10 protein-coding genes and 2 riboswitches are annotated in these 11,535 nt (G+C 70.2%); of the genes, 3 read left to right on the plus strand and 7 right to left on the minus strand.

Annotated features, from left to right (window positions below; translation table 11 throughout):
- Window positions 1-30: 30 nt before the first annotated feature.
- The 3 genes from ABEA24_RS38285 to dhaL all read right to left on the minus strand — a co-directional run bounded on the left by ABEA24_RS38285 (window position 31) and on the right by dhaL (window position 3,226).
- A complete protein-coding gene (locus ABEA24_RS38285) occupies window positions 31-1,416 on the minus strand; it encodes an outer membrane protein assembly factor BamB family protein (RefSeq protein WP_345437728.1) in 1,386 nt (461 codons plus the stop codon).
- 122 nt (window positions 1,417-1,538) lie between these two features.
- The gene (locus ABEA24_RS38290) at window positions 1,539-2,228 is read right to left on the minus strand and encodes a CHAP domain-containing protein (protein WP_345437730.1); all 690 of its coding nucleotides are present in this window, start codon (window positions 2,226-2,228) and stop codon (window positions 1,539-1,541) included.
- A gap of 53 nt (window positions 2,229-2,281) precedes the next feature.
- Window positions 2,282-2,418, minus strand: a riboswitch (cyclic di-AMP (ydaO/yuaA leader).
- A gap of 184 nt (window positions 2,419-2,602) precedes the next feature.
- Complete coding sequence (gene dhaL / locus ABEA24_RS38295) at window positions 2,603-3,226, minus strand: dihydroxyacetone kinase subunit DhaL (RefSeq protein ID WP_345437732.1); 624 nt, start codon at window positions 3,224-3,226, stop codon at window positions 2,603-2,605.
- Window positions 3,227-3,710: 484 nt separating this feature from the next.
- On the opposite strand from dhaL, the gene ABEA24_RS38300 reads away from it, so the two are divergent.
- Window positions 3,711-6,026, plus strand: coding sequence for an ATP-binding protein (locus ABEA24_RS38300; protein ID WP_345437734.1), 2,316 nt, complete (start codon window positions 3,711-3,713; stop codon window positions 6,024-6,026).
- A 98-nt stretch (window positions 6,027-6,124) separates the two neighbouring features.
- On the opposite strand, the gene ABEA24_RS38305 is transcribed toward ABEA24_RS38300, so the two are convergent.
- From ABEA24_RS38305 to ABEA24_RS38315, 3 genes are all read right to left on the minus strand, one after another.
- Window positions 6,125-6,898 carry an IclR family transcriptional regulator gene (locus tag ABEA24_RS38305; protein WP_345437736.1) on the minus strand — a complete coding sequence of 258 codons (774 nt, stop codon included), beginning with the start codon at window positions 6,896-6,898 and terminating at the stop codon, window positions 6,125-6,127.
- A gap of 143 nt (window positions 6,899-7,041) precedes the next feature.
- Complete coding sequence (locus ABEA24_RS38310) at window positions 7,042-7,944, minus strand: aldo/keto reductase (RefSeq protein ID WP_345437738.1); 903 nt, start codon at window positions 7,942-7,944, stop codon at window positions 7,042-7,044.
- A 127-nt stretch (window positions 7,945-8,071) separates the two neighbouring features.
- Entirely contained in the window at window positions 8,072-8,701 is a 630-nt protein-coding gene (locus tag ABEA24_RS38315) for a TetR/AcrR family transcriptional regulator (RefSeq protein WP_345437740.1), read from the minus strand.
- A gap of 112 nt (window positions 8,702-8,813) precedes the next feature.
- Between ABEA24_RS38315 and ABEA24_RS38320 the strand changes: the two genes are divergently transcribed.
- Together ABEA24_RS38320 and ABEA24_RS38325 are read left to right on the plus strand one after the other, a co-directional pair.
- Window positions 8,814-9,275, plus strand: coding sequence for a cupin domain-containing protein (locus ABEA24_RS38320; protein ID WP_345437742.1), 462 nt, complete (start codon window positions 8,814-8,816; stop codon window positions 9,273-9,275).
- A 92-nt stretch (window positions 9,276-9,367) separates the two neighbouring features.
- Window positions 9,368-10,159: an alpha/beta fold hydrolase gene (locus tag ABEA24_RS38325; protein WP_345437744.1), complete on the plus strand. Its 792-nt coding sequence runs from the start codon at window positions 9,368-9,370 to the stop codon at window positions 10,157-10,159.
- A gap of 170 nt (window positions 10,160-10,329) precedes the next feature.
- On the opposite strand, the gene ABEA24_RS38330 is transcribed toward ABEA24_RS38325, so the two are convergent.
- Window positions 10,330-11,349 (minus strand): C40 family peptidase, encoded by a 1,020-nt coding sequence (locus ABEA24_RS38330; protein WP_345437746.1) that lies wholly within the window; start codon window positions 11,347-11,349, stop codon window positions 10,330-10,332.
- Between the two features lie 5 nt (window positions 11,350-11,354).
- Window positions 11,355-11,492: riboswitch (cyclic di-AMP (ydaO/yuaA leader) on the minus strand.
- Window positions 11,493-11,535 lie beyond the last annotated feature (43 nt).

Raw genomic sequence — 11,535 nt, forward strand, 5'->3', positions numbered from 1 at the left:
GCTGGTGTCAGTGCACGCTGTTGGCTCGTGTCAGCGGACGCTGATGGCGGTGACCCCGGCCATCGTGGGGACGAGGACGAGCGACCCGGCGAGGGTCGGGGAGGCGAAGCGGGTCACCGTGCCGACGTGCCGGGAGGCGATGGAGCGCCCGTCGGACTGGGACAGGGCGTGCAGCACGCCCGCCCCGGTGTCGAGGGTCCACACCGCGCCACCGCCGACGACCGGCGATCCCTTGATGTCGGCCCGCGCGGTCCAGACCCGGCGCAGGGTGCCGCCGGAGGAGACGTCGACGCGCTGCAGGCCGTTCTCGCAGGGCAGGAACGCCGAGGACCCGGACCGGGCCATCCCGCCGAAGGAGACGCAGCCGGGCAGGGAGGCGCGCTGGCCGCCGATCCCTCCGAGGTCGCGCGCGTCGAGCAGGTAGATGTCTCCCGTCTTGCCGGCGATGAGCACCCGTCCTCCCGGGAGCAGGAGGGGGCCCGTCGAGCCGAGGTCCTGGTCCTCGCTGTTCTCCGCGCCCCAGTTCTTCGGCGCGAAGTACGACAGACGGCGGGACAGGTCGGGGGACAGCCGCAGCACCGAGTCGCTGCCGTCGTAGGCGCCGCCGAGGCTCGCGCCGTTCCCCACGGCGACGTAGACGTCGCCGGACGCGTCGACGGCCGGGCCGGACGGCGCCCAGATGCCGCCCATCCGGCTGGTCGGAACGGCGTACGCGGCGACGGACCCGGTGCCGTCCGTCCGGGAGGCGGCGACGTAGCCGACGTAGTTGCCGCAGTCGCCGTCGAGCCCGCCGAACGGCACGTACACCCGGCCGCCGGCGACCGTGAGGGCCCCGCGCTGCTGCTCTGTCGAACGGTCGCGGCCGGCCGCGACGTCGAGGCCGCGCGTGAACCGCACACGGCCGTCGGCGGCGTTCAGCGCCACCAGGGTGTGGTGCGCGCCTGTCGTCTCGGCCGCGACGAACACCGTGCGCGTCGTGGCGTCGTACGCCGGTGTTCCCGTGATCCCGAGCGGGTCGATGTTCCCGCAGGGCAGCGCCGACTGGGGCACGGGCGTGCCCAGGTGCCGCTTCCAGGCCTGCCGGCCCGTCGCCAGGTCGAGTGCGTAGACGGTGTCGTTCTCCGTGCCGACGTACGCCATGCCGCCGACGACGACCGGCTGCCCGTACACCGCTCCGTCGAGCCGCGCCGTCCAGGCGTCCGCGAGCGTACGCGGGGCGGGGAAGCCGGCCGCGTACCCGGCGCGGTCGTTCGACCCGTGGTACGTCGGCCAGGACACGGCCGTACGCGCCGACGCGCTCGCGGCGGTGCCGCTCGGTGCCGGTGAACGGGCGTCCGGCTTCGACCCGCCGCCGGAGCCGCATGCCGTGGCGGTGGTGAGGACGATGAGTGCGACGCCGTACGCGACCCTGCCCATGGGCCCATTCTCACCACAGCGGGGCGTCCCGCGCAGGGCGCTCGGCGATCGCACTGCGGACACCGCGTATCCCGAGCGCGATCGCGGCGCCCGCCGCGGTCCCGGCGGCCACGTCGCCTGGGCTACCGGATGTAGTCCGGGTAGCCGTACCCGACGACCTCGGAGACGGGCCGGATGCGGATCTTGACGGACTCGTCGGTGTTGCCCTCGACGGTCTCGATCGTTCCGTCGTGATCGTCCTTGACCACGAGACCGACGTGTTCGATGCCGCCGACGGTCTTGTCGCCCGAGAAGGAGAAGAAGACGACGGCGCCGGGCTTCGGGATGGCGCCCCACCGCCCCTGCTGCTGGAACCACTGGGCGTGGGTGGGCGTGAACGCGTCGACTCCGACGCCCGGCGCGCCGGCCTGTGCGCCGACCCAGGAGACGAACATGTCGCACCAGCTGGCGTCGGCGTAGTCGCTGATCTTCCCGCCGTACCGCTGGGCGCCCGACTGGGCGGCCGGGGTGGACATGAACCACTGGTTGAACTTCGTGCCCCCGGCGGCGTCCGCCGTCGTGCCGACCTGAGAGAGCGCGACCTTCAGCACGTCGGCGGCGGAGGGCTGCCCCCTCTGGAGCTCGCCCTTCGGCACGATCATGTTCCTGAGCACGGTGCCCAGGTCCGGGGCCGGGTCGTGGTCGGCCGCTGAGGCCGTGTGCCGGTCCGCGGAGACGGGGACCGGGGAGTGCGGGGCCGCACTCGCGGAGAGCTGGGTGGCGACGGCGGCGCCGACGGTGATGATGCCGGCGACCGCGGTCTTGAGCGCCACGCGTCTCAGCCCAGACGCAGGTCTGGGGTATCGAGGGGACACAGGGGTACTCCTTCGGCTTCCATGCCGCTTACCGGGTTAGCTGACGGGTTCGGGCGTGGAAGCTGCCCTACGGCACGATGTGCCGATTCACCCCAGTGATGCGGTGGGTCCCCGGCTCCGCGAGGTGCGGACTCAGCGGGCGCTCGCTCGTGCGAGCGGCTCGTACAACAGGTCGATGAAAAAGGACGCGGGGGAGAAGGGTGACCGTGAGATGCCTCGCCGAGCGCCCCGCCACACCGGCCCTGGCCAGCGAAGATGACGCACGGTGCTCCGTTACGTGCGGAAAAGTAGCAAACAAAGCTTGAAACATCAAAAATGTGATGCAAATCACATCAGGGTGCTACCGCTTCGGCGAGGGCGCGGAAGATGAGCGCGGTGGAGGTGGCGCCGGGGTCCTGGTGGCCTTGGCTGCGGGGCCCGAGGTAGGAGGCGCGGCCCTTGCGGGCGATCATGGGGATGGTGGCGCGCATGCCCGCTTCCGCGGCGTCCGCGGCGGCGGAGGCGGACGCGCCGAGGGCGGCTCCGCCGCGCAGGGCCTTCTCGAACGCCTCCACCGCCGGACCGAAGGCATCGATCATGGTCTTGTCCCCGGGCCGGGCGGCGCCCAGTTTCTGGACCGCCTCCAGGCCTGCGCGCAATGCCGCGAGCAGTTGCTCAGCGGTCGCGCTCGGCTCGGTGAGTTGCCTGCCGATGGCGCGGAACGCCATCCCGTACAGCGGGCCCGCCGCACCGCCGACGCTCGACGCCAACGCGGTCCCGGTTTTAGTGAGAATTTCCCCTACTGTGCTGAATTCTTTACCGTCCAGCGTGCTTCGCACGACGGAGAAGCCGCGCTGCATGTTGACGCCGTGGTCGGCGTCGCCGATGGCGGCGTCCAGCCGGGTGAGATAGTCGGCGTCGCGGCGTATCGCCGCGGTGATCCCCCGTACCCACGCCAAGGTCGTATCGATGTCCATTCGCTGTCCAAGGCGGTGATTCTGGTGACATCGTTACCGACCAGGCTAAGCCGCCGGAACAGTGGCCCGGCCGTGGGCCACGACACTCGTCGAGTCCGTCTTCCAGCCTGCAGAAGTCCGTTCACGCATGCCGAACCGAGTTCGGAGGACCGAGATCGTCCGGTGTGCCGGCATCTCGGCACGCGACGGTGCAGGTGGTCGGGCGCCTGTCTCGCATGTTGAGAGGGTTAGAATCCGTAGGTCGTTCGCTATTGATGAACCGGATTCAGAGTTTTAGATTGATGTTCATTACAACCTATCGACCGTCCCTCGCCCCTGAAGTCCGATGGGGCGGTCGAACCGCTGTGAAGATCGGCGGCGGATGATCTCCTGCTCCTGGCGACGACGGACAGGCGGCAGGCCGGCGGCCATTCCATCAATGGCGATCAGGCACACGTCCTATCCGGCCAGAGGAGATCGGGCGATCTGCCGACGTGGAGAGGAAATGCGTACGGCCGCAACGGGACGGCTGGTGGGGAACCTGCCGACGGAGTTGACGAGTTTCATCGGCCGCGAGCGCGAACTCGCGGAGGTGAAGCGGCTGCTGGGCGTCGGGCGTCTGGTGACGTTGACCGGCGTCGGCGGCGTGGGCAAGACCCGCCTGGCGTTGCATGTCGCGACGGACGCCCGGCGAGCGTTCCCCGACGGGGTGTGGCTGGTCGACCTGGCCGCGTCGGAGGCCCCGAAGTCGCCCGTACGGCTGGTCGCGGAGACCCTCGGCCTTCGGAACGTCCAGGACCCGGCCGGGTTGGCGGGGCGCCTCGCTGGAAAACGGATGCTGCTGGTGCTGGACAACTGTGAGCACCTGATCGACGAGTGCGCGGCCCTGGTGGGGGATCTCCTCTGCCTGACGGCCGATGTGCGCATCCTGGCGACCAGCCGGCAACTCCTCCGCGCCAATGGGGAGTTCGTCCTGGAAGTGCCGCCGCTTCCCGTGCCGGAGCTCGATGAGGCGTCGGCGGACACGGTGCTGCTGTACGCGGCGGTGCGCCTGTTCAGCGAGCGGGCGTCGGCCGTCGTGCCGGAGTTCGCCGTCTGTGCCGCCAACGCCGCGGCGGTGACGAGGCTCTGTCATCGGCTGGACGGCCTCCCGCTCGCGATCGAGTTCGCGGCGCTGCGGATGCGGGCGCTGTCGGTGGAGCAGATCGCGGATCGGGTGGATCAGATGTTCCAGCTCCTCCGCAGCGACTCCCCGGTCGCGCCTCCGCGCCAGAAGACGTTGTACGGGCTGATCGATTGGAGCTACCACCTGTGCTCGGTCGAGGAACGGACGCTCTGGGCCCGGCTGTCGGTCTTCTCCGGTGTGTGCGATCTGGAGACGGCCGAACAGGTGTGCGACGACGGCATCCTCACCGACGCCGTGCTCGACGCGACGGCCGGCCTGGTGGAGAAGTCGATCCTCGGCAGAGAGGCCAACGGCTCTCGGACGCGGTACCGGATGCTGGAGGCGCTACGACGGTACGGGCACGACCGGCTGGTCGAGTCGGGTGAGGAGCAGGCCGTACGACGGCGGCACCGCGACTGGTACCGGAACCTGGCCGAGCAGGCCGGAGCCGAGTGGTTCGGACCTGGGCAGGGCGAATGGCTCGACCGGATGGCCGGCGAAGAGGCCGAGTGGGCGGCCGTGCTCGAGTTCTGCCTGAACGAGCCGGGCGAGGAGCGGACCGGCCTGGAGATGGCCGCCGCGTTGTGGAGCCATCCGCTGTCGTTCTCCTCCCTGGGCGACGGCCACCGCTGGCTGCAGCGGGCCCTCGCCGCGGACCCTTCACCCAGCGCCGCGCGGGCCAGGGCGTTGTGGGCCGACGCCTGGCTGTACCTGCGGAGCGGCGACCTCCCGGCCGCGGCGCCACTGCTGGAGGAGTGCCGCGCCCTGGCCGAGCGGCTCGGCGACCAGGCGCAGCTGGCCGGGGTCATCCAGCTGACCGGCCTGGCAGCGGTGCTGGAGGAGGACTTCCCACGCGCCTACGCGCTCCTGAGCCGGGCGCTGGCCCACTACCGCGCCACGGGAGACCACGGCCGTTCGTGGACCACACTGCTGCAGCTGGCCACGGCCGCCGTCTTCATGGGCGACGCCCGCTCGACCGCTCTGTGCCGGGAGTGCGACGAGATGTGCGAGTCGGCCGGTGCCCGATGGTCCCGCCGGGAAGCGCACTGGATCACAGGCCTCGACCTGTGGCGACGCGGTGACGCCCGGGCCGCGACCAGTGTGATCCGCCAGGCCCTGCGTCCGCCGCGCGTCCCCGTGGACCACCTGGGCCTCGCTCACTGCGTCGAAGCGCTGGGCTGGATCGCCGCCGATCAGGATCGGCATGAGTACGCCGCCGAACTGCTGGGCGCCGCGGAGGCCCTCTGGCGATCGGCCGGGGCGTCGCTGCCCAAAATCGGACCGGTGGCACATGCGCACACCGACTGCGAGACGGGCCTCAGGCGAACGCTCGGCCAGGACGCCTTCGCCGCGGCCCACGCACGCGGCGGACGGCTCACCCCCGAGCAGGCGATCGCCCGAGCCCGGGACGAAGAGCCCGCCGCGTCCGAGACGGCGGACGGGGCTCTGACAGGCGTCGCCGCCGTCCTCACCCGCCGGGAACGCGAGATCGCCGAGCTCGTCGCGCGCGGCTTCAGCAACAAGGACATCGCCAGCGCCCTCGTCATCGCCCAGCGCACCGCCGAAGGCCATGTCGGGCGCATCCTGTACAAGATGGGCTTCACCTCCAGAACCCAGGTCGCCGCCGCTTGGGCCGCGCAGTACGGCAGCCGCTGACCTCACGGACGTCCACCGGAGCCAGAAGGCCGTTCAGCATTGACGAACGCCGTTCAACAAGGCACTGGACCTCGGCGTACGAGGCAGGCGTTCTCCGGTCAACCGGCGCGCCGGGTATGGCCGCGGGTGGCGCCCAGCTCCCGCGAGAGATTGCGGCCGGTCTCCCGCACCGCGACCGCGATCTCCTCCCGCCGGGACTCGGACAGCAGCCGCTCGACCGGCCCGACCACGCCGATGGCGCCCGCGACATCGCCGGAGCGGACGAACACCGGTGCCGCGACACCGGCGTCTCCCAGGGCGGACTCCTGATCCTCGATCGCGTACCCGACGCTCCGCGCGTCCGCCAGCTGCTCAGCGAGAACCTCAGGGTCGCTCACGCTCGCGCCGGTCAGTACGCCCAGCTCACCGCCAAGCAGTTCCGTTTCCGTGGCCTCGGACCCGAACGCCACGATCGCCTTGCCCAGCGCGCACGTGTTCCAGGGGATCGTGGCTCCGACCTCGAGAATCTGGACCGCTCCCTCGGGCCGGAAGACGTGATGGACCACCAGCAAATGATCACCGGTCAGCACCCCGACCCAGACCGCCTCGTTCACCCGCGTCGCCAGCGCGTCGGCCCAGATCATGGACCGGGTGCGCAGCTCGTGGCCGTCGAGATAGGCGTTGCCGAGGCGCACCAGCCCGGGGCCCAGGGCGTACTTGCTGGACTCGGGGTCCTGCACGACCAGCCCCTCGGTCTCCAGCGTGCGGAGCAGCGCATGAGCGGTCGGCTTGGCGACCCCGATCCGCTCGGCGAGCTCCGTCACGCCCAGCCTCGGGCCGGTGGCAGCGAGCTCTCGCAGGATCTGGGCCGCGCGTTGCACTGACTGGATCATGACCCGTCCGTGCTTTCGTCATCGGCGAACCAGGTTCCGCGAACAAGATTATCGTTCCGTCGGCCGCGATGGCGGCCCGTTCGCTTCACGTTCCCCGGAACCGGACGCCACCGGCCGCCGCGTGCTCACCCGCCCGGTGAACCTTAGGCGATGCCGTCGAGGGTGTCGATGATCTGCCGGTCGAGGTGGACGTCACCCGCCGCGATGTTCTCCTTCAGATGGGCGGGGTCGACGGTGCCCGGAATGAGCAGCGTGTGCGCGTAGGTTTCGAGCAGCCATGCCAGGCCGACCTGGGCGGGTGTCACCCCGAGGGACGCGGCGGCCTCGATAACCGCCGGATGCTCGGTGACCTTGGGAAACTGGGGAAAGGCGGACCCGAGTGGGAAGTACGGCACCCACGCGATGTCGTGCTCCCGGCACACGTCCAGCACCGGCCGGCTCGCGCGGTCGAGAAGGCTGTAGGCGTTCTGCACGCAGACGATCCCGGCGGGCAGGGCGTGGCGCAGTTGCCCGGCGCTGACGTGGCTCAGCCCGATGCCGCCGATCTTGCCCTCGTCCCGCAGGGCGATGAGCTCGGCGAGCTGGCCGTCGAGGTCGACGACCTGGTCTCCTTCGGCGAGGAGGCCGGGCGGAGCGTCGGCGCGGCGCAGGTTGACCACGTCCAGCCGCTCGACGCCCAGGGTGGCGAGGTTCGCCTCCACGCCCGCGCGCAGTTGCTCGGGCCGCTGGGCCAGGACCAGGCCGGCCTGGTCGTCGTGTTCCGCGCCGACCTTGCTCACCAGCACCAGGTCCTCGGGAAACGGCGCGAGGGCCTCGCGGATCAGCTCGTTGCACCGGCCGGCGCCGTAGAACTCCGCGGTGTCGATGTGGTTGACACCCTCGTCGACGGCGGCGCGCACCACGGCGACGGCCTGCTCGGGGTCGGGCGCCGGACGGCCGTGACCGCCTGCCAGATGCATCGCCCCGAACCCGACCCGGGCGACCCGGCGTCCCGCGAGCATCGCGTTGCCCCCCGGTGCCTTCGGCGTGCTTTCGGCTGTGCTCATGAGAACGCTCCCGTTCGTCGATGACGTGGTCTCATCGATGCGGAGGGGCCTCCGCTACGTCGAGGCTAGCACAACCGGAGGTTCCTCCGGTTGGCTGGGAAGCCGTCGAGACCGTGCGTGCGGGGGCTCAGCGGACGGGGCGGTCGGCGGGCGCTTCGGCGAAGGCCGCCGTGGTGAGGGCGGTCGCCGCCCGTACCGCGCTCGCGATCGCCTCATCGACCGAAAGGCCGCACAGGTCGGTCAGGGTGAACAGCGCCTCGGCGCTGATGATGATCGCGAGACCTCGCTTCAGCTGGGTCATCGCCGTGGGGGTGAGGGACGCCGGTCCATCGGCCTCCTCGAAGGGCGCCAAGGCGTGGTCGATCAGACCGAAGCGGATGCCGGGGCGGGTCGTCGGGTTCGCGGGTGCCGTGATCGTGTGGGAGATCATCGCGCGTACCGCACCTTGATACGCGTGGATCCCGCGCATCAGGTACTCGCAGGCGAAGGCGACGCGCTCGGCCGGGTCGGCCGAGCCGGCGACCGGCGCGAGGGCCTGCGCCGGCTCCGGCCACACCCCCACCAGGGACTCCCGTACGAGCGAGACCAGGTCGGGGAAGTAGCGGTAGGCGGTGGCCTCGGAGACCAGGGCGGCCCGTGCGACCTGCGGCATCGTTATCTCGGCGCCGGAGCGGATGAGCTCACGGCAGGCGTCGACGATGGCCTTGCGCGTGCGGGCCTTCTGGTTCGCGCGCCCTGTGGTGCTGCTGTCGACCATCGACAGATGACCTCTCTCATTGTGGGGGCAAGGTCTTCTCGTGAGAGTGTACTTGCATGTTTTGTGAGTGCCTTGTACCGTTACGAGAGTAAACTCTCATGAAGGGGGCGTCATGACCCAGGTTTCGATCGTCGGCAGTGATGGCGGCGAAGTCGTGCAGCTGGGACCCACCACCATGCGGATCCTGGAGGACGGCAGCACCACCGGGCACCGCCTCGGAATAGGCGAGATCACCGTTGCTCCGCACACCGACGGCCCGCCGCAGCATCGGCACGCCCGGCACGACGAGGGCTTCTACGTGGTCTCCGGCACCGCCCGGTTCACGATCGGCACCACGACGTACGACGCGCCGGCCGGCACCCTCGCGATGATCCCGCCGGGCGCTCCGCACACCTTCGCGAACCCCACCGACGAGCCGCTGGTGCTGCTGAACACCTTCACCCCCGACCTGTACGTGCAGTACTTCCGCGACCTTCGCGACATGATCGAGCAGGGCGGGGCGCTGACCCCGGAGGCGACCGAAAAGGTCATGAACCGGTACGACACCGAAGCGGCCACCGACTACGCCGACTGACGAGTACGCGCCGGCGCCGGTGCGCTGCGGGCGACAGGCCCGAGAGCCCGGCCGCCCTCATCCCTCACGTTCTTCAGGAGATTCAGGTACCCATGGCCACATACACGCTTTCCACCGCCTTCGGCGACATCCCCCTCACCGTTTCCGAACGCGGGCAGGGTCGCCCCGTCCTGCTGCTCCACGGCGGTGCGGGCCCGACCTCGGTCGCCGGGTTCGCCGACCTGATGGCCGCGCGCGCCCCGCTTCGGGTGCTGACCCCCGTCAATCCCGGTTTCGCCGGAACCCCGCGCCCCGACGGGCTCGATTCGATCCGGAGACTCGGCGAGCTCTACCGTCACCTGCTCGACCATCTTGAGCTGTCCGGCGTGACCGTCATCGGCAGTTCGATCGGTGGCTGGGCCGCGGCGGAACTCGCGCTCGCGAGCGAGCGCGTCGAGCAACTCGTCCTGGTCGACGCCGTCGGCATGGAGAGCGCCGAACACCCTGTCGCCGACTTCTTCTCCCTCACGCTCGACCAGATCGCCGATTTCAGCTACGCGAATCCCGACGCCTATCGGATCGACCCCGGGGCGCTGACCGACGCGCAGAAAGCCGTCACCGCGGGCAACCGGGCGGCCCTGCAGGCCTATGGCGGCCGGTCGATGTCCGATCCGAGCCTGGAATCACGCCTGGCCGGCATCGCCGCCCCGACCCTCGTCGTCTGGGGCGAGGCGGACCGGATCGCGACACCGGCCTACGGCAGGCAGTACGCCGCCGCCATCCCCGGCGCCGCCTTCCAGCTGATGCCGGATGCCGGGCACCTACCGCAGATCGAGACCCCGGAGGCATTGCTGACCATCGTCGACCGGTTCATCGGCGATCCACAGCTGAAATCCGAAGCCTAGACACCGCGATCACAAAGATCATCACACCGGCGATCGCGCCGCCCCAGTCCAGACCGACGATCGCGAACGTCCAGGCGGCCACCAGCGCCTGTAGGACGCCGAGCCGATTCCACCAGTGCGACGGCTTCCGGTGTGATCCGGCGGCTCGCAGCAGTGACACGCCGGATCCGTTACGGGCGGCTGGCGCCGTCGTAGTGGGAGACCCAGTACGGGTTGGACATGCTGTCCAGCCTGATGACTTCTCCGGTCCGGGGCGCGTGGATGAATTTGCCGCCGCCGACGTAGATGCCCTCGTGGCCCATGTCGTCGAAGTAGACGAGGTCGCCGGGCTGCAGGTCGGACTTGGAGACATGGCGAGTGGCGCTGTACTGGTCGGGGACGACGCGGGGGAGGTTCACGCCGGCGGCACGCCAGGACATCATCGTCAGGCCGGAGCAGTCGTAGCCTTTCGGTCCGGTGCCGCCCCAGATGTAGGGCTTGCCGAGCTGGGCGTAGGCGTACTCCACGGCCTTACGCGCGGGCCCCGAGGCGGGCCCGTTGTACGTGCCACCGGCTCCCGAGCCGGGCGCGGCCGTGGATTCACCGGCCTTGCGCAACAGATTCTTCTGTTTGGCGATGGCCTTCTCGACCGTGGCCTTGCGCGTCTTCAACGCGGCAGCCTTCTGCGAGACGGTCTGGTAGGCGGATTGCGCCTCCGCTTGTTCCCGGCGCAGGCGCTGCGTGGAGGCCAGGAACGCTGTGAGCTCTTGCCCGCGGTTGTTCGACAGCTGAGTGAACGCCGACATCTGGTTCAGCGCCGCGTCCGGGTCCTTGGACGCGAGCACCGTGGCGGTGGTGGAATCGAGAGTGCCGCTCTTGTACGCCTCGGCGGCGATCTGCGCGACGCGCGCGTGCAGGCTCTCGTAGACGCGTCTTTCGGTTTTCGTCTGGCTGTTGAGTGCCTTGAGCCTCTTCTTCGCCGCGTCCAGCTCGGTCTTGGCCTTGTTGTACTGATCAACGATCTTGTCGACCTGGCCGTTGAGTTTTTCCAGCTCCTTCTTCGCGGCCGCAGCCGAGGGCTTGGGGCTCGCCTCGGCGGGGGCCGTCGTGAGAGTCACCGCGACCGCGACCGAAAGCGCCGAGCACAGCCGGAGCGATCGACGCAGCAGTGGACGACCTGCGGCATCCGCGTTCGGGTGGAAGAACGCCACGTGAGAGCTCCTCTCCTAGTCCGCCTACCGGGTTAGCTGTCGGGCTCGGGCCGGAGTCGCCCTACCGGGCGCTGGTGCGCGCCGGATTCGCCCCGGGAGTCTCGGGTCCCCGGTTCCCTCAAGGGATTCGGCGGTCGGCCGTGCCTCGTGTGAAGCAGGGGGCGGCCGATCTCTGACGGAGTGTAG

It is taken from the genome of Actinoallomurus vinaceus (assembly GCF_039542055.1).
Lineage (GTDB): Bacteria > Actinomycetota > Actinomycetes > Streptosporangiales > Streptosporangiaceae > Actinoallomurus > Actinoallomurus vinaceus.

Bases quoted from the DNA above. Each gene is read 5' to 3' on its own strand.
- ABEA24_RS38285 (WP_345437728.1), bottom strand. From the start codon at position 1,416: ATGGGCAGGGTCGCGTACGGCGTCGCACTCATCGTCCTCACCACCGCC.
- dhaL (WP_345437732.1), bottom strand. From the start codon at position 3,226: ATGGACATCGATACGACCTTGGCGTGGGTACGGGGGATCACCGCGGCG.
- ABEA24_RS38300 (WP_345437734.1), top strand. From the start codon at position 3,711: ATGCGTACGGCCGCAACGGGACGGCTGGTGGGGAACCTGCCGACGGAG.
- ABEA24_RS38305 (WP_345437736.1), bottom strand. From the start codon at position 6,898: ATGATCCAGTCAGTGCAACGCGCGGCCCAGATCCTGCGAGAGCTCGCT.
- ABEA24_RS38310 (WP_345437738.1), bottom strand. From the start codon at position 7,944: ATGAGCACAGCCGAAAGCACGCCGAAGGCACCGGGGGGCAACGCGATG.
- ABEA24_RS38315 (WP_345437740.1), bottom strand. From the start codon at position 8,701: ATGGTCGACAGCAGCACCACAGGGCGCGCGAACCAGAAGGCCCGCACG.
- ABEA24_RS38320 (WP_345437742.1), top strand. From the start codon at position 8,814: ATGACCCAGGTTTCGATCGTCGGCAGTGATGGCGGCGAAGTCGTGCAG.
- ABEA24_RS38325 (WP_345437744.1), top strand. From the start codon at position 9,368: ATGGCCACATACACGCTTTCCACCGCCTTCGGCGACATCCCCCTCACC.